Origin of the sequence: Streptomyces yokosukanensis, assembly GCF_001514035.1 — a bacterium.
Lineage (GTDB): Bacteria > Actinomycetota > Actinomycetes > Streptomycetales > Streptomycetaceae > Streptomyces > Streptomyces yokosukanensis.
Genome location: NZ_KQ948208.1, coordinates 381,131 through 397,358 on the forward strand (window position 1 = coordinate 381,131; position 16,228 = coordinate 397,358).

Annotated in this window: 14 protein-coding genes, 1 pseudogene and 1 riboswitch; of the genes and pseudogenes, 9 read left to right on the forward strand and 6 right to left on the reverse strand. The window is 72.0% G+C overall.

Annotated elements, in window-relative coordinates:
• Position 1 precedes the first annotated feature (1 nt).
• The 4 genes from AQI95_RS08320 to AQI95_RS08335 are packed head-to-tail and all read left to right on the forward strand — an operon-like array spanning position 2 to position 5,649.
• Positions 2-1,534 (forward strand): GMC family oxidoreductase, encoded by a 1,533-nt coding sequence (locus AQI95_RS08320; RefSeq protein ID WP_067119731.1) that lies wholly within the window; start codon positions 2-4, stop codon positions 1,532-1,534.
• Positions 1,534-2,724, forward strand: a complete 1,191-nt coding sequence (locus AQI95_RS08325; protein WP_067119734.1) for a quaternary amine ABC transporter ATP-binding protein — start codon at positions 1,534-1,536, stop codon at positions 2,722-2,724. Before AQI95_RS08320 ends, AQI95_RS08325 begins: the two co-directional genes overlap by 1 nt.
• Positions 2,724-4,682 (forward strand): ABC transporter permease, encoded by a 1,959-nt coding sequence (locus tag AQI95_RS08330; protein WP_067119737.1) that lies wholly within the window; start codon positions 2,724-2,726, stop codon positions 4,680-4,682. Before AQI95_RS08325 ends, AQI95_RS08330 begins: the two co-directional genes overlap by 1 nt.
• Before the next feature lies 1 nt (position 4,683).
• Positions 4,684-5,649 (forward strand): ABC transporter substrate-binding protein, encoded by a 966-nt coding sequence (locus AQI95_RS08335; RefSeq protein WP_067119740.1) that lies wholly within the window; start codon positions 4,684-4,686, stop codon positions 5,647-5,649.
• Between the two features lie 6 nt (positions 5,650-5,655).
• On the opposite strand, the gene AQI95_RS08340 is transcribed toward AQI95_RS08335, so the two are convergent.
• The 3 genes from AQI95_RS08340 to AQI95_RS08350 are packed head-to-tail and all read right to left on the reverse strand — an operon-like array spanning position 5,656 to position 7,312.
• Complete coding sequence (locus AQI95_RS08340) at positions 5,656-6,378, reverse strand: isocitrate lyase/PEP mutase family protein (protein WP_067119743.1); 723 nt, start codon at positions 6,376-6,378, stop codon at positions 5,656-5,658.
• A complete protein-coding gene (locus AQI95_RS08345; protein WP_079071134.1) occupies positions 6,375-6,815 on the reverse strand; it encodes a carboxymuconolactone decarboxylase family protein in 441 nt (146 codons plus the stop codon). Before AQI95_RS08345 ends, AQI95_RS08340 begins: the two co-directional genes overlap by 4 nt.
• A complete protein-coding gene (locus AQI95_RS08350; RefSeq protein WP_067119746.1) occupies positions 6,812-7,312 on the reverse strand; it encodes a carboxymuconolactone decarboxylase family protein in 501 nt (166 codons plus the stop codon). Before AQI95_RS08350 ends, AQI95_RS08345 begins: the two co-directional genes overlap by 4 nt.
• Before the next feature lie 46 nt (positions 7,313-7,358).
• On the opposite strand from AQI95_RS08350, the gene pdxR reads away from it, so the two are divergent.
• Entirely contained in the window at positions 7,359-8,780 is a 1,422-nt protein-coding gene (pdxR, locus tag AQI95_RS08355; protein WP_067119749.1) for a MocR-like pyridoxine biosynthesis transcription factor PdxR, read from the forward strand.
• 38 nt (positions 8,781-8,818) lie between these two features.
• Here pdxR and AQI95_RS08360 read toward each other — a convergent pair whose 3' ends face one another.
• Together AQI95_RS08360 and AQI95_RS08365 are read right to left on the reverse strand one after the other, a co-directional pair.
• A complete protein-coding gene (locus AQI95_RS08360) occupies positions 8,819-9,691 on the reverse strand; it encodes a helix-turn-helix domain-containing protein (protein ID WP_067119752.1) in 873 nt (290 codons plus the stop codon).
• A 212-nt stretch (positions 9,692-9,903) separates the two neighbouring features.
• Entirely contained in the window at positions 9,904-10,728 is an 825-nt protein-coding gene (locus tag AQI95_RS08365) for a DMT family protein (protein ID WP_067119755.1), read from the reverse strand.
• Between the two features lie 134 nt (positions 10,729-10,862).
• Here AQI95_RS08365 and AQI95_RS08370 point away from each other — a divergent pair, with 134 nt between their 5' ends.
• Together AQI95_RS08370 and AQI95_RS08375 are read left to right on the forward strand one after the other, a co-directional pair.
• Positions 10,863-11,207 (forward strand): hypothetical protein, encoded by a 345-nt coding sequence (locus tag AQI95_RS08370; RefSeq protein WP_067119758.1) that lies wholly within the window; start codon positions 10,863-10,865, stop codon positions 11,205-11,207.
• 3 nt (positions 11,208-11,210) lie between these two features.
• Positions 11,211-12,050, forward strand: a pseudogene (locus tag AQI95_RS08375) (glutathionylspermidine synthase family protein); the annotation flags it as partial.
• Here the strand turns inward: AQI95_RS08375 and rocD are convergent.
• Entirely contained in the window at positions 12,047-13,252 is a 1,206-nt protein-coding gene (gene rocD, locus AQI95_RS08380; RefSeq protein WP_067120428.1) for an ornithine--oxo-acid transaminase, read from the reverse strand. The pseudogene AQI95_RS08375 and the gene rocD sit on opposite strands and share 4 nt — an antisense overlap.
• 102 nt (positions 13,253-13,354) lie before the next feature.
• A riboswitch (ZMP/ZTP riboswitch) is annotated at positions 13,355-13,444 on the forward strand.
• Between the two features lie 32 nt (positions 13,445-13,476).
• Between rocD and AQI95_RS08385 the strand changes: the two genes are divergently transcribed.
• Together AQI95_RS08385 and trpS are read left to right on the forward strand one after the other, a co-directional pair.
• Positions 13,477-14,928, forward strand: coding sequence for a glycine hydroxymethyltransferase (locus tag AQI95_RS08385; protein WP_067119761.1), 1,452 nt, complete (start codon positions 13,477-13,479; stop codon positions 14,926-14,928).
• A 165-nt stretch (positions 14,929-15,093) separates the two neighbouring features.
• The gene (gene trpS, locus AQI95_RS08390) at positions 15,094-16,110 is read left to right on the forward strand and encodes a tryptophan--tRNA ligase (RefSeq protein ID WP_067120430.1); all 1,017 of its coding nucleotides are present in this window, start codon (positions 15,094-15,096) and stop codon (positions 16,108-16,110) included.
• The last annotated feature ends 118 nt before the right edge of the window (positions 16,111-16,228 follow it).

Consider the following 16,228-nt stretch of genomic DNA (forward strand, 5'->3'; position numbering starts at 1 on the left):
CATGTCCGAGACCACCCCCCACGTCTACGACTACATCGTCATCGGCGGCGGCACCGCGGGATCCGTCATCGCCTCCCGGCTCACCGAGAACCCGGACGTCACCGTCGCCGTCATCGAGGGCGGCCCGAGCGACGTCGGCCGCGACGACGTCCTCACCCTGCGCCGCTGGATGGGCCTGCTCGGCGGCGACCTCGACTACGACTACCCGACGGTGGAGCAGCCGCGCGGCAACTCCCACATCCGGCACAGCCGCGCCCGCGTCCTCGGCGGCTGCTCCTCGCACAACACCCTGATCTCCTTCAAGCCGCTGCCGTCCGACTGGGACGAGTGGGAGGCGGCCGGCGCCAAGGGCTGGGGCGCCGTCCCCATGGAGGCCTACTTCGCCCGCCTGAAGAACAACATCGTCTCCGTGGACGAGAAGGACCGCAACGCCATCGCCCGCGACTTCGTCGACGCCGCCCAGTCGGCACTCGGCGTGCCCCGCGTCGAGGGCTTCAACAAGAAGCCGTTCACCGAGGGCGTCGGCTTCTTCGACCTCGCCTACCACCCGGAGGACAACAAGCGTTCCTCGGCGTCGGTGGCGTATCTGCACCCGGTCATGGACGAGCGCCCCAACCTGACGATCCTGCTGGAGACCTGGGCGCACCGGCTGGAGCTGAACGGCACCCGCGCCGAGGGCGTGCACGTACGCACCAAGGACGGCGAGGAGCTGCTGGTCCGCGCCCGCAACGAGGTGGTGCTGTGCGCGGGCGCCGTCGACTCCCCGCGCCTGCTGATGCACTCGGGCGTCGGCCCCCGGGAGGACCTGGAGGCGCTCGGCATCCCCGTCGTCCACGATCTGCCGGGCGTCGGCGAGAACCTGCTGGACCACCCCGAGTCGGTCATCGTCTGGGAGACCCACGGGCCGATCCCGGAGAACTCCGCGATGGACTCCGACGCGGGCCTGTTCGTGCACCGCGACCCCGACCACGCGGGCCCGGACCTGATGTTCCACTTCTACCAGATCCCGTTCACGGACAACCCCGAGCGCCTCGGCTACGAGCGCCCGCCGCACGGCGTCTCGATGACCCCGAACATCCCCAAGCCCAAGAGCCGCGGCCGGCTCTACCTGACCAGCGCCGACCCGTCCGTGAAGCCCGCCCTCGACTTCCGGTACTTCACCGACGAGGACGACTACGACGGCCGCACCCTCGTCGACGGCATCCGCATCGCCCGCGAGATCGCCGAGACCGAGCCGCTCGCGGGCTGGCTCAAGCGCGAGGTCTGCCCCGGCCCGGAGGTCGTCGGCGACGCCGAGCTGAGCGAGTACGCCCGCAAGGTCGCGCACACCGTCTACCATCCGGCCGGCACCTGCAAGATGGGCGCGCCCGACGACGAACTCGCGGTGGTGGATCCACAGTTGAGGATCCGCGGCCTCGACGGCATCCGGATCGCCGACGCCTCCGTCTTCCCGACCATGCCCGCCGTGAACCCGATGATCGGGGTGCTCATGGTCGGGGAGAAGGCCGTCGAGCTGATCGGTGGTGATGCGTGATGAGTACGGCGACCGCAACCCAGACGCCCGTCTTCTCCGTCTCCGGCCTGTGGAAGGTCTTCGGCCCCAAGCCGGAGCGGATTCCCGCCGACCCGGAACTCGGCGCACTGGACCCCGCCGACCTCCGCGCCCGCACGGGCTGCACGGCGGCCGTCCGTGACGTCTCCTTCGACGTCCGCAAGGGCGAGGTCTTCGTGGTGATGGGCCTGTCGGGCTCCGGCAAGTCCACCCTGGTCCGCTGCCTGACCCGTCTCATCGAGCCGACGGCCGGCACGATCGCCATCGACGGCGAGGACGTCCGCGCGATGGACAAGGCCCGGCTGCGCGAACTGCGCCGCCACCGCGCCGCCATGGTCTTCCAGCACTTCGGCCTGCTCCCGCACCGCTCGGTCATCGACAACGTGGCCTACGGCCTGGAGATCCAGGGCATCGGCAAGGCCGAACGGCGCGAACGGGCCGCCGAGGTCGTCGACAAGGTCGGCCTCGCGGGCATGGAGCACCGCCGGCCCGCCCAGCTGTCCGGCGGCCAGCGCCAGCGGGTCGGCCTGGCCCGGGCGCTGGCGGTCGACCCCGAGGTGCTCCTCTTCGACGAGCCCTTCAGCGCCCTCGACCCGCTCATCCGGCGCGACATGCAGGACGAGGTGGCCCGGCTGCACCGCGAGGAGGGCCGCACGATGGTCTTCATCACCCACGACCTCACCGAGGCCCTGAAGCTCGGCGACCGCATCGCCCTGATGCGCGACGGCAAGGTCGTCCAGCTGGGCACCCCGGAGGAGATCGTCGGCTCCCCGGCCGACGACTACGTCCGCGAGTTCGTCCGCGACGTCCCCCGCGAACAGGTGATGACGGCCCGTACGGCCATGCGCCCGGCGGCGCCCGGAGAGGCGGCCGAAGGCCCGGCGATCGCTCCGGAGGCCACGGTCTCCGAGGCCATCGAGGCGGTGGCCCGTTCCGGCGAGCCCGCGCGCGTGATGGCCGAGGGCAAGTGCCTGGGCGTGGTCGACCACGAGCGCCTCCTGGGCGTGGTGGCCGGCGTGGCCGCCGACACCCCGGCCGCGGACACCACCGATGCCGTCGTGGCCGCAGGCGGCCGTACGGCCGAGGCGACTCCCGTCCCGCAGCCGGCGGCACCCGGAAAGCACCGGCAGGCGACCCCGCCCGCCCCCCGCACCAGCCCGGAGGACGTGTGATGGCCACACTCAGCGTCCCGACCTCCGCCCGCACCGCCAAACCCCGCGTCCTCAAGAGCCGCGCCGCGGGCAAGCTCCTGCTGCTCGCCCTCGTCGCGGCGGTCCTCGCCCCCTGGGCCGCCACCCGCTGGCCCGGCGCCGCCTGGCCCCACGAACTGACCGTCAGCCTCGCAAAGCCCCTCGCCTCGGCCAGCAACTGGATCATCGACAACCGGGACAGCCACCCCCTGTTCCTGTACTTCTTCGGCTACGTCAGCAACGCGGTCGTCCTCTGCGTACGCGCCGTCTACCTCACCCTGCTCGCCGCGGGCTGGACCGGTGTGACGGCCCTCGGCGCCCTGGTCGCCTGGCGCGTCGCCGGCGCCCGCCTGGCCGCCGGCACGGCGATCGCCCTGCTGACCTGCGGAGCCCTCGGCATGTGGGTCCCGACGATGCAGACCCTCGCGCTGATGGTCGTGGCGGTCCTCGCCTCCGTGGCCGTCGGCGCGCTGCTCGGCCTCGCCGCCGGCCTCTCCGACCGACTGGACCGCGCCCTGCGCCCGGTCCTGGACACCATGCAGGTGCTCCCGGCCTTCGCCTACCTCCTCCCCGTCGTCCTGGTCTTCGGCATCGGCGTCCCCGCGGCCGTCCTCGCCACCGTCGTGTACGCCGCCCCGCCGATGGCCCGCCTCACCGCGCTCGGCCTGCGCGGCGCCGACCCCGAAGTCCTGGAGGCCGTGGAGTCACTCGGCGCGACCCGCCGCCAGCGGCTGCTGACCGCCCGTATCCCGCTGGCCCGGGGCGAGCTGCTGCTCGGCCTCAACCAGACGATCATGATGGCGCTGTCCATGGCCGTCATCGCCTCGGTCATCGGCGCCGGCGGCCTCGGCGACCGCGTCTACCAGGCCCTCGCCTCGGTCGACGTCGGCCAGGCCCTCGCCGCCGGCATACCGATCGTGCTGCTCGCGATCGTGCTGGACCGCGTGACCGGAGCCGCCGGGTCCGCGAAGCCCGCGGGGACGGGGCAGACCCCGTCCCGGACGGTCGGCTGGCCGTACGCGCTCGCCGTCACCGTGGCCGTCGCCCTGGTCACCCGTCTCCTCGGCCGGCTGGACTGGCCGTCCGGCCTGACCCTGGACATCGCCGAGCCGGTCGACCACGCCGTCGACTGGATGACCGGCCACCTCTACTCCGGTGTCCCGGTCGTCGGCGGCACCGCCGACTGGGCGGGCCACTTCACCACCTGGGCGCTCGACCCCGTCCGCTCCGGTCTGCAGTGGCTGCCCTGGTGGTCGGTGCTGCTGATCGTCGCCGCCCTCGCCTGGTCGATCGGCACCTGGCGCAGCGCTTCGACCGCCGTCCTCGCCATGGCCGCGATCGGTGTGCTCGGCGTCTGGGGGCCGGCCCTCGACACGCTGTCCCAGGTGCTGGCCGCCGTCGCCGTCACCCTGGTCCTCGGGTTCGCGACCGGCATCGCCGCCGCCCGCAGCGACCGCGTCGAACGCGCCCTGCGCCCGGTCCTGGACGTGTTCCAGACCATGCCGCAGTTCGTGTACCTGATCCCGGTCGTCGCCCTGTTCGGCGTCGGCCGCGCACCCGCCGTCGCCGCGGCCGTCGTCTACGCCCTCCCGGCCGTCGTCCGGATCACCACGCAGGGCCTGCGCCAGGTCGACCCGGCCGCGCTGGAGTCGGCGCGCTCGCTCGGCGCGACCGGCCGCCAGCAGCTGTGGCAGGTCCAACTCCCGCTCGCCCGGCGCTCGTTGCTGCTCGCCCTCAACCAGGGCGTGGTCCTGGTCCTCGCCGTCGTCATCATCGGCGGCCTGGTCGGTGGCGGCGCCCTCGGCTACAACGTCGCCTTCGGCCTCGCCCAGGGCGACCTCGCGACCGGACTCGTGGCCGGTGCCGCGATCGTCTGCCTGGGCCTGATGCTCGACCGGGTGACCCAGCCGACCGAACGACGCGCGAAGAAGGGAGCGTGACATGACGAAGCTCAAGCGCAGGACGGCGCTGATCGCCGCCGGAGCGGCCACCGTGTCGCTGCTCACCGGCTGCGGCGCCGCCGACATGACCAAGCAGGCGTCACCGTTCGCGGGCGCCCAGGGCGCGAACTCCGTGACCCTGTCCGTGCAGTCCTGGGTGGGCGCGCAGGCCAACGTCGCCGTCGCCCAGTACCTCCTCGAGCACAAGCTCGGCTACCGCGTCGACACCGTCCAGGTGGACGAGGTGCCCGCCTGGGACGCGCTCAGCCAGGGCCGGGTCGACGCGATCCTGGAGGACTGGGGCCACCCGGACCAGGAGAAGCGGTACGTCGAGGACAAGAAGACCATCGCGCGGGGCGGCGACCTCGGGGTGACCGGTCACATCGGCTGGTTCGTGCCGACGTACCTGGTCGAGCAGCACCCCGACATCACCGACTGGCGGAACCTCGACAAGTACGCCTCCCTCTTCCGCACCGCGGAGAGCGGCGGCAAGGGCCAGCTGATGGACGGCTCCCCGTCCTACGTCACCAACGACAAGGCCCTGGTGAACAACCTGAAGCTGAACTACCAGGTCGTCTTCGCCGGCTCCGAGGCCGCCCAGATCACCCAGATGAAGCAGTTCGCCAAGGAGAAGAAGCCCTTCCTGACCTACTGGTACTCACCCCAGTGGCTGTTCCAGAAGGTGCCCATGACCGAGGTGAAGCTGCCGCCGTACAAGGACGGCTGCGACGCGGACGCGGCGAAGATCACCTGCGCCTACCCGCACACCCCGCTGCAGAAGTACCTCAACGCCGACTTCGCGAAGTCCGGCGGCAAGGCGGCGGCCTTCCTGAAGAAGTTCCGGTGGACGACCGAGGACCAGAACGAGGTCTCCCTGATGATCGCCGACCAGAAGCTGTCGCCCCAGGACGCCGCGAAGAAGTGGGTGGACAGCCACCCCGACGTGTGGAAGCGGTGGCTGTCCTGAACGGCCCTACCGGACGAGACTGCCGGCGATCTCCCGCAGGGCGGCCGTCGCCATCCTCTGGAGTCCCGGCCCGAACGTGATGCGGGTGGCCCCGAGTTCGCCGAGTTCGGCGGACGAGGGGCCCTCGCCGTCCGGGCGGGCGTTGATGTTGATCGGGACCTGGATCCCGGCCCGCAGCAGCGGCAGCACGTCCGCCGGGGCGAAGATCGGGTAGACGCAGTCGGCGCCCGCCGCCACGTACGCCGCCGCCCGCTCGATGGCCTTCTCGGGGTTCTTGTCGCCGTGGAGGAAGACGTCGACGCGGGCGTTGAGGAACAGCCGGCCGGCCGCGGCCTCCCGGAACTCGGCGAGGAACTCCGCCTGCTCGCGCGGATCCTTGAGCACCCCGCCGGCCGAGTCCTCCAGGTTGCAGCCCACGGCACCGGCCTCCAGCAGCCGCTCCACCAGCTCCTTCGGCGCGAGCCCGTACCCGCTCTCGATGTCCGCCGACACCGGCACGTCCACCGCCCGGGTGATCCGGGCGACCGCCGCGAACATCTCGTCGGCCGGCGTGGACCCGTCGTCGTACCCGAGCGACGCCGCCACCCCGGCGCTCGGCGTCGCCAGCGCCGGGAACCCGGCCTCGACGAACACCCGGGCGCCGGCCGCGTCCCACGGTCCGGGCAGGACCAGCGGATCGTCCTGGGCGCGCCTCCGATGCAGCGCGCGGAAGACCTCGACCTTGTTCATGGCTGGTAACCCCCTGGCTGGACACGACGGCTGACCATCAGGCGGTTCCAGCCGTTGATGACGGTGATCAGGCCGATGAGATGGGCGAGTTCGACCTCGGTGAAGTGTTTCCCGGCCCGCGCGTACACCTCGTCCGACACGCCGTCCGTGAGCACGGTCACCGCCTCGGTCAGCGCGAGCGCGGCCCGCTCCCGCTCGCTGTAGAGGTCCCCGGCCTCCTCCCAGGCGTCGAGGAGCTGGACGCGGTCCTCCGACTCCCCGTTCCCGCGGGCCAGTCGGAGGTGCATGTCGAGGCAGAACGCGCAGTGGTTGAGCTGCGAGGCGCGGATCATGACCAGTTCGGCGAGGGCGGGATCACCGAGCCCCTTCTTCGCGGCCGCGCTGAGCGCGGACATCGCCTGCCCGACGGCCGGGTCCAGTACCTGCGTACGGCTCACTGGTGCTGACCGGGCTGGTAGTGGCCCGGGGTCATCCGGGTGGTCACACCGATCCGGTTCCAGGCGTTGATCACTGTGATCGCGGAGATCAGCTGGGCCAGCTCGGGTTCCTCGAAGTGCTTGGCGGCCTTCTCGTACACCTCGTCCGGCACGAAGCCGTCCGTCAGGACGGTGACCGCCTCGGTCAGCTCGATCGCAGCCAGCTCCTTCTCGGTGTAGAAGTGCCGCGACTCCTCCCAGGCGCCGAGCTGCACGATCCGCTGGACGGTCTCGCCGGCCGCGAGCGCGTCCTTGGTGTGCATGTCGAGGCAGAACGCGCAGTGGTTGAGCTGCGAGGCGCGGATCTTCACCAGCTCGTACAGCTTGGGGTCCAGCCCCTGCCTGGCCGCGGCGTCCAGCCGGATCATCGCCTTGTACACCGCCGGGGCGTGCTCGGCGAAGCGCATCCGGGGGGCGTGTTCGGTGGCGTACTCGACGGGTTCCTGTGCAGTGTTCATGCTTCGACCCTAGGATCCAGGCAGCCCAGGAGTATGGTCCATTTCCATGGCGGAATCCTGGGCCACTTTGGGCGTCGACCTGCATCTCGAACCGACCGGCTCCGGCGGGCTGCGCCGGGGCCTGACCGACGCCCTGCGCGACGCCGTCCGCACCGGCCGGCTCGCCCCCGGCACCCGGCTGCCCTCCTCCCGCTCCCTCGCCGTCGACCTCGGCATCGCCCGCAACACCGTCGCCGAGGCCTACGCGGACCTCGTGGCGGAAGGCTGGCTCACCGCCCGGCAGGGCTCCGGCACCCGGGTGGCGGAGCGAGTCGCCGCGGCCCCACCGTCCGCCGCGACCCCGGCCGGGGCGGACGGCAGGGGAGCGGCACAGCGCCACGGGCGGCCCGCCAGGCCGACGTACAGCCTGCTGCCCGGCAGCCCCGACCTGGCCGCCTTCCCCCGCACCGAGTGGCTCAGGGCCGCCCGCCGCGCCCTCGCCACCGCGCCGTACGACGCCCTCGGCTACGGCGACCCGCGCGGCCGCCCCGAACTGCGCACCGCCCTCGCCGGCTATCTCGCCCGCGTCCGCGGCGTGCGGACCGACCCGGAGGCCATCCTGATCACCTCCGGCTTCGCGCACGCCCTGCGGATCCTCGGCACGGTGCTCAAGGCGCGCGGGGTGCGCACGGTGGCGGTCGAGTCCTACGGCCTCGACGCCTACCGGGGCCTGCTCCGGCAGGCGGGCCTCGCCACCCCCGCGCTCGCCTACGACGACCTCGGCACGGACACCCGTGTGCCGGGCGACGCCGGCGCGGTGCTGCTGACCCCCGCCCACCAGTTCCCCATGGGCACGGCCCTGCACCCCGACCGCAGGGCCGCCGTCGTGGACTGGGCCCGGCACACCGGCGGGCTGGTCCTGGAGGACGACTACGACGGCGAGTTCCGCTACGACCGCCAGCCCGTCGGCGCCCTCCAGGGCCTCGACCCCGACCGAGTGGTCTACCTCGGCACCGCCAGCAAGTCCCTGGCCCCCGGACTGCGGCTGGCCTGGACGGTGCTGCCCCCGGCCCTGGCGCAGGAGGCGGCCGCGGCCAAGGGCGGCATCGACACGGTGGGGGTGCTGGAGCAGCTCACCCTCGCCGAGTTCATCACCTCCGGCGCCTACGACCGCCACGTCCGCTCCTCCCGGCTGCGCTACCGGCGCCGCCGGGACGCGCTCGCCGCCTCCGTCGCCGCCCGCGCGCCCGAGGTCACGGTCACCGGGATCGCCGCCGGCCTGCACGCGGTGCTGCGCCTGCCGACGGGCCTGGAGCAGTCCGTGATCCAGGCCGCGGCCTGGCAGGGCCTGGCCCTGCAGGGCCTGTCCTTCCACCGCCACGAGGAGGCGGTTGCCGAGCCGTTGGACGCCTTGGTCGTGGGCTACGCGACCCCGCCGGACAGCGCGTGGGCGGGAGCGCTGGACGCGCTGTGCAGGGTGCTGCCGTAACCCCTGTCGCAGCGGACGCGGCGGCGCCCGGGGCGCCGTCAGCCAGCCGGTCTGAAGACCAGGAAGGAGAACTGTGCGCCGGGCGACCGCAGCGGCTGCGCCGCGCAGATGGTCACCGTGCCGATGCGGGACGGGGCGTGGTCGGCGCAGCACCGGTCGGCCGCCGCGCCCTCGCCCGGCCCTGCGGCGGGGAGGTCCGGGTGCCGCACGGGACGGGTGTCTCCGTCGCGCTGGACGTAGGCGATGTCGTGCTTGCGGTAGATCGGCCCCGCGACGGCGTCGTCGTTTACCTCCGCGTCCAGCTGTCGCAGGTCCTGGTTGTCCGGATGCGCCGCCACCGCCGCCCGCAACTGGGCCGCCACCGGCCCCGCCCACCGTCCCTCCCAGTCGACCAGGTGGTGTTCGCGGGCCTCTTCACGCAGCAGCATCCAGCGGATGAGGTTGCGTTCGGGCAGCCGCGGCTCGGCGTCGGCCTTGCGGGGGAAGAGCCGCACGAAGTCGTCGTTCCAGGCCAGCAGGTTCCAGGCCACGTCGTTGACGTAGCACGGCAGGCCCGACACGGTGCCGATCGCCGTGCGCCAGGCCGCGTCCACGCTGGTACCGGCCCGCAGGTCCATGGGGAAGGGCGGCTTGTGGCCGAGGGCGTAGACATACAGGGCGGTCCGTTCCGGCTCCGCCATCCGCAGGACCCGGGCCACACTGTCGAGGAACTCGGCCGTGGCGGAGGGCATCTCCCCTCGCTCCAGCTGGGCGTAGGTGCGCTCCGACACGAACAGCGCCTGCGCCACCTGGGCCTGGGAGAGTCCCGGGGAACGCCGGCCACGCCCGGTGCGCCGCGGCCAGCCCACGTCGGCGGGGTCGATCAGCGCGCGTTTGTGCTGCAGGAGCCCCCGCAGAGCTTCCTTGTCCATCCTGCACTCCCTCGTGGCGGGTTGCTTGAGCCGTCTCTCCTGCACATGGAGGAAGCCCATTTTCCTGAAGCACCAGTTCCGGAAAAACAAACTCCTGGTCGAAGGGGTCCGGCTGCCGCATCATCGTTGGCGGATCGGTTGCGCCGCGGGGGGCGCCGCCGCTCCCCGACGGTGCGGGGCACACACCGCGGATGCCGGCCGGGCGGAACCTCTCAGGCTTCCGCTTCCGCCGGCGCCTCGCCGAACCGCGCCAGCGCCAGCGCACCCGCCACCGCCACCAGGAAGCCCAGGACGGCCAGCCAGGCCAGGCCCTCGCGGGTGCGGTCGCCCAGCCAGATCACGCCGATCGCCGCCGGACCGATCGTCTCGCCGATCACCAGGCCGGCGGTGGCCGTGGTCACCGAACCGCGCTGCAGGGCGGAGGTCAGCAGGATGAAGGCGGCGCCTCCGCCGATCAGCAGCGCGTAGGTCGCCGGGTTGGTGAGCAGGTGCAGCGGAGCCAGGTCCTCGATCAGCCGGACCGCCACCTCCACCACCCCGAACCCGAAGCCGGCCCCGAGCCCCAGCACGAGCGCCCGCCCCGCCCCGGACAGCCGCCCGCCGGCGAACGCCAGCAGCAGCATCCCGACCGCCACCGCGAGCATCACGTACCGCAGGGTGTCCGACCCGTCCCCGCTCCCCTCCGGCCCGGACGCCACCCCCAGCATCGCGAGTCCGGCGCACACCACACCCACCGCGCCCCACTCCGTGCCGCTCAGCCGCACGCGCAGCAGCCGCGCCGCGACCACCGCGGTCACCGCCAGGCTCGACGCCAGGGCCGCGCTGACCGCATAGATCGGAAGCGACCGCAGCGCGGCGATCTGGAACAGGAAACCCAGCCCGTCCAGGGCCAGCCCGACCAGATACCGCCACTGCCGCAGCGCCCGCAGCAGCAGGGCCGCCTCGCCACCCCCACCCGTACCGGCCGTCCGCGCGGCCACCGCCTGCAAAACCGTCGCGGTACCGAAGCAGACCGCCGCGCCGAGGGCGCACACCATTCCAAACAACACAAAGGGACTCTAGGCGAGAGGTAAAGCCGCAGGCTGCCTGTGCGACGGTTCTCACCGATCTCTAGGCTGAACCGGAAGTCCGACGAACACGCGGTCCGACGAACACACGGGGGAGCACCACCATGGAGAACGCGCGCCGCAGGCTGCGCTCCGGCACCGTCGTCCTCGGCGGCGTGGGCCTGCTGGCCGCCGCCCTCACCGCCTGCTCGTCCGAACCCGACAAGCGCTGCGTCGACCGCGGCAGCCACCACCTCGCCAAGGGCTACAAGGTCGTCTCCGACAAGAACTGCAGGACGACGAAGGCGGCCGTGAACGCCGACTGGTACTACGGCGGCAAGAAGAAGGGCTCCTGGGTGGACGGCGGCTCCTTCACCAAGCCCCGCAAGGGCTCCGGCGGTTCCTCCCGCGACGGCCACGGAGTCCACCGCGGCGGCTTCGGCGGCGGTCACCACAGCTCCGGCGGCTGAGCGGGACCCGCCAAGCTCCTGGAGTACAACGCCGACACCCCGACCTCCCTGGTGGAGGCCGCCTCGCCCCAGTGGTTCTGGATGGAGGACCGCTTCCCCGGCGCCGACCAGTGGAACTCCCTGCACGAACGCCTCGTCGACGCCTGGCGGACCCAGGCCCCGCTCCTCGCGCCCGGCAGCCCGCTGCACTTCGCGCACTCCTCGGCCGACGAACTCGGCGAGGACCTGATGACGGTCGCCTATCTGAAGGAGACCGCCGAACAGGCCGGCCTCGACACCGACTGGCTGTCCATGGAGGAGATCGGCTGGGACAGCCTCTCCGGCCGCTTCGTCGACAACCAACTCCGCTTCATCCGCGGCATCTTCAAGCTCTACCCCTGGGAGTGGCTCACCACCGACGCCTTCGCCGGCCACGTCCTGGACACCCTCGACAACGGCGGCGGCACCGGCACCACCCTGTGGATCGAACCCGCCTGGAAGATGCTCCTGAGCAACAAGGCCCTGCTGGCGATCCTCTGGGAGCTGTACCCCGGCCACCCCAACCTCCGCCCCGCCTACCTCGACGGCCCCCGCGAGCTGGCCTCCTCGGCCGGCTACGTCGCCAAACCCCTGCTCGGCCGTGAGGGCGAGGGCGTCACCGTGCACCAGCCGGGCGCCCCGGCCGTACTCCGCGACGAACCCTGCTGCTACCAGCAGCTCGCCCCGCTCCCCGCCTTCGACTGCAACCACGTCGTCCTCGGCGCCTGGGTCGTCCAGAACGCCCCGGCCGGTCTCGGCATCCGCGAGTCCTCGGGCCTGATCACCGACGAGTACGCCCGCTTCCTGCCCCATGTGATCCTCTAGGCCTCCAGCACCGCGCGGAGCTGGTCGAGCCCGAAGTCCAGGTCCTCCTCGGAGATGACCAGCGGCGGTGCGATGCGGATGGTGGACCCGTGGGTGTCCTTCACCAGGACGCCCCGGTCCATCAGCCGTTCCGAGATCTCCCGCCCGGTGCCGATCTTCGGCGTGATGTCCACGCCCGCCCACAAGCCGCGCCCCCGCACAGCCGTCACCCGGCCCGTGCCGAGCAGGGAGCCCAGCTCTCGGTGCAGCCGTGTGCCCAGCTCGGCCGCCCGCGCCTGGAACTCGCCCGTCCGCAGCATCGCGATCACCTCCAACGCCACCGCGCAGGCCAGCGGATTCCCGCCGAACGTCGACCCGTGCTCGCCCGGCCGGAACACCCCGAGCACCTCCGCGCTCGACACCACCGCCGACACCGGCACGATCCCGCCGCCCAGTGCCTTGCCCAGCACATACATGTCCGGAGCCACCCCCTCGTGCTCGCACGCGAAGGTCCGCCCGGTCCGGCCCAGCCCCGACTGGATCTCGTCGGCCACGAAGAGCACGTTCCGCTCCCGGGTCAGCTCCCGGACGGCCGGGAGATAGCCGGCCGGCGGCACGACCACCCCGTTCTCGCCCTGGATCGGCTCCAGCAGCACCGCGACGGTGTTCTCCGTCAGCGCCTCCCGCATCGCGGTCAGATCGCCGTACGGCACGATCTGGAAGCCGGGCGTGTACGGCCCGAAGTCGGCCCGCGCCTCCGGGTCGGTGGAGAAGCTGATGATCGTCGTCGTACGGCCGTGGAAATTGCCGCCCGCGACGACGATCTTCGCCATCTCCGCGGGCACCCCCTTCACCCGGTACCCCCACTTCCGGGCCGTCTTCACCGCGCTCTCCACCGCCTCCGCGCCGGTGTTCATCGGCAGCACCATCTCCATGCCGCACAGGTCGGCCAGCTCCGCGCAGAACGCGGCGAACCGGTCGTGCAGAAAGGCGCGGGAGGTCAGCGTCACCCGGTCCAGCTGCGCCTTCGCCGCCTCGATCAGCCGCCGGTTGCCGTGCCCGAAGTTGAGCGCCGAGTACCCGGCCAGCAGATCCAGATACCGCCGCCCCTCCACATCCGTCATCCACGCCCCCTGCGCCGTGGCCACGACGACCGGCAGCGGGCGGTAGGTGGGCGCGCAGTGCGCCTCGGCGGCGGCGACGAGGTCTTCAGCAGCGGTCATGGCCTCTCCCGGATCCGGCGCGAACACGACGGTGGGCTCCTTCTTATCCTCGCTCGCATGGTGGACGAGGGCCTGCCACGCCGGACACGCCCGGTAGGCTGATCCGCGGGCCGTGACTGGCGCGCTGGGATGGGACGGACCATCGGGGAGCGGCCCGAGCGGTAAAGAGTGCCGTGCGCCTGGGCCGAACGTGAACGCTGTAAGCACACCGTCCGGAGGTCCTCATGCCCGAGCAGCATTCCCTCTCCACCGAGTCCATCGCCTTCCGCGCCGCCCTCGACGTCATCCGCACCGTCGAACCGCGCATCGCCGACGCCATCGGCCAGGAGGTCGCCGACCAGCGCGAGATGCTCAAGCTGATCGCCTCCGAGAACTACGCCTCCCCGGCGACCCTCCTCGCGATGGGCAACTGGTTCAGCGACAAGTACGCCGAGGGCACCATCGGCCGCCGCTTCTACGCCGGCTGCCGCAACGTCGACACGGTGGAGGCACTGGCCGCCGAGCACGCCCGTGAACTCTTCGGCGCCCGCCACGCCTACGTCCAGCCGCACTCCGGCATCGACGCCAACCTCGTCGCCTTCTGGGCCGTTCTCGCCGGCCGGGTCGAGGTTCCCTTCCTGGAGAGGACGGGCGCCCGCCAGGTCAACGACCTCTCCGAGGCCGACTGGGCCGAGCTGCGCCAGGCCTTCGGCAACCAGCGCATGCTCGGCATGTCCCTGGACGCCGGCGGCCACCTCACCCACGGCTTCCGCCCGAACATCTCCGGCAAGATGTTCGACCAGCGCTCCTACGGCACCGACCCGGCCACCGGCCTCGTCGACTACGAGGCCCTGCGCGCCCAGGCCCGCGAGTTCAAGCCGCTGATCATCATCGCCGGCTACTCGGCCTACCCGCGGCTGCTGAACTTCCGGATCATGCGCGAGATCGCCGACGAGGTCGGGGCGACCCTGATGGTCGACATGGCCCACTTCGCGGGCCTCGTCGCCGGCAAGGTCTTCACCGGCGACTTCGACCCGGTCCCGCACGCCCAGATCGTCACCACCACCACCCACAAGTCGCTGCGCGGCCCGCGCGGCGGCATGGTCCTGTGCGACGACTCCCTCAAGGACCAGGTCGACCGCGGCTGCCCGATGGTCCTCGGCGGTCCGCTGCCGCACGTCATGGCCGCCAAGGCCGTCTCCCTCGCCGAGGCGCGGCAGCCCTCCTTCCAGGACTACGCCCAGCGCATCGTCGACAACTCCCGCGCCCTGGCCGAAGGCCTCATGCGGCGCGGCGCCACCCTGGTCACCGGCGGCACGGACAACCACCTCAGCCTGATCGACGTGACCTCCTCCTACGGTCTCACCGGCCGCCAGGCCGAGGCCGCCCTGCTGGACTCCGGCATCGTCACCAACCGCAACGCCATCCCGGCCGACCCCAACGGCGCCTGGTACACCTCCGGCATCCGCATCGGCACGCCCGCCCTGACCACCCGGGGCCTGGGCGCGGCGGAGATGGACGAGGTGGCGGGCCTGATCGACCGCGTCCTCACCACCACCGAGCCGGGCACCACCAAGTCGGGTGCGCCGAGCAAGGCCGCCCACATCCTGGACGAGAAGATCGCCGACGAGATCTCCCACCGCGCGACCGACCTCGTGGCGGGCTTCCCGCTCTACCCGGAGATCGACCTGGGCTGATGGACGCCCTGCGGGGCAGCACGCCAGGGCCGCGGGGCCGCATCAGATGTGCGGCTCCGCCGCGGGGCGCGACCAGCCACACACGGTCCGCGGTCCCCCACGCACCGGAACCACCCCCCACCTCACGGGCCGATCCCACCCTCGGCCGATGAGAGAATGGGCGACATGGCCACCGCTGACCGACCCCGCGTGCTCTCCGGCATCCAGCCCACCGCCGGCTCGTTCCACCTCGGCAACTACCTCGGCGCCGTCCGCCAGTGGGTTGCCCTGCAGGAGTCCCACGACGCGTTCTACATGGTCGTCGACCTGCACGCGATCACGGTCCCGCAGGACCCGAAGGAGCTGCGGGCCAACACCCGGCTCGCCGCTGCGCAGCTGCTGGCCGCCGGCCTGGACGCGGACCGCTGCACGCTCTTCGTGCAGAGCCATGTCCCCGAGCACGCCCAGCTCGCATGGATCATGAACTGCCTCACCGGCTTCGGCGAGGCGAGCCGGATGACCCAGTTCAAGGACAAGTCCGCCAAGCAGGGCGCCGACCGGGCCTCCGTCGGCCTGTTCACGTACCCGATCCTTCAGGTCGCCGACATCCTGCTGTACCAGGCGCACGAGGTGCCGGTCGGCGAGGACCAGCGCCAGCACATCGAGCTGACCCGCGACCTGGCCGAGCGCTTCAACGGCCGCTTCGGCGAGACGTTCACGATCCCGGCGCCGTACATCCTCAAGGAGACGGCGAAGATCTACGACCTCCAGGACCCGTCGATCAAGATGAGCAAGTCGGCGTCCACGCCGAAGGGCCTGATCAACCTGCTCGACGATCCCAAGGCCACCGCCAAGAAGGTCAAGAGCGCCGTCACCGACACCGACACCGTGATCCGCTACGACGCGGCGAGCAAGCCGGGCGTGTCGAACCTCCTCACCATCCACTCCACGCTCACCGGCACGTCGATCGCCGAGCTGGAGCGGGAGTACGAGGGCAAGATGTACGGCGCCCTCAAGACCGACCTCGCCGAGATCATGGTCGACTTCGTGACGCCGTTCCGGGAGCGCACCCAGCAGTACCTGGACGACTCCGAGACGCTCGACTCGATCCTCGCCAAGGGCGCGGAGAAGGCGCGCGCGGTCGCCGCGGAGACGCTCGCGCAGGCCTACGACCGGGTCGGTTTCCTGCCGGCGAAGCACTGAGACGCACGCACCGGCGCTGAGGCGCACGACCGTACACACGTCCGAGTGGGCGGAGCGCTGCACATCACTTCCGCTGCGCCTGCCCACAGGACATCCATAGCCGTACAGTCGATGCCGA

Bases quoted from the DNA above. Each gene is read 5' to 3' on its own strand.
- AQI95_RS08320 (WP_067119731.1), top strand. From the start codon at position 2: ATGTCCGAGACCACCCCCCACGTCTACGACTACATCGTCATCGGCGGC.
- AQI95_RS08325 (WP_067119734.1), top strand. From the start codon at position 1,534: ATGAGTACGGCGACCGCAACCCAGACGCCCGTCTTCTCCGTCTCCGGC.
- AQI95_RS08330 (WP_067119737.1), top strand. From the start codon at position 2,724: ATGGCCACACTCAGCGTCCCGACCTCCGCCCGCACCGCCAAACCCCGC.
- AQI95_RS08335 (WP_067119740.1), top strand. From the start codon at position 4,684: ATGACGAAGCTCAAGCGCAGGACGGCGCTGATCGCCGCCGGAGCGGCC.
- AQI95_RS08340 (WP_067119743.1), bottom strand. From the start codon at position 6,378: ATGAACAAGGTCGAGGTCTTCCGCGCGCTGCATCGGAGGCGCGCCCAG.
- AQI95_RS08350 (WP_067119746.1), bottom strand. From the start codon at position 7,312: ATGAACACTGCACAGGAACCCGTCGAGTACGCCACCGAACACGCCCCC.
- pdxR (WP_067119749.1), top strand. From the start codon at position 7,359: ATGGCGGAATCCTGGGCCACTTTGGGCGTCGACCTGCATCTCGAACCG.
- AQI95_RS08360 (WP_067119752.1), bottom strand. From the start codon at position 9,691: ATGGACAAGGAAGCTCTGCGGGGGCTCCTGCAGCACAAACGCGCGCTG.
- AQI95_RS08365 (WP_067119755.1), bottom strand. From the start codon at position 10,728: ATGGTGTGCGCCCTCGGCGCGGCGGTCTGCTTCGGTACCGCGACGGTT.
- AQI95_RS08370 (WP_067119758.1), top strand. From the start codon at position 10,863: ATGGAGAACGCGCGCCGCAGGCTGCGCTCCGGCACCGTCGTCCTCGGC.
- rocD (WP_067120428.1), bottom strand. From the start codon at position 13,252: ATGACCGCTGCTGAAGACCTCGTCGCCGCCGCCGAGGCGCACTGCGCG.
- AQI95_RS08385 (WP_067119761.1), top strand. From the start codon at position 13,477: ATGCCCGAGCAGCATTCCCTCTCCACCGAGTCCATCGCCTTCCGCGCC.
- trpS (WP_067120430.1), top strand. From the start codon at position 15,094: ATGGCCACCGCTGACCGACCCCGCGTGCTCTCCGGCATCCAGCCCACC.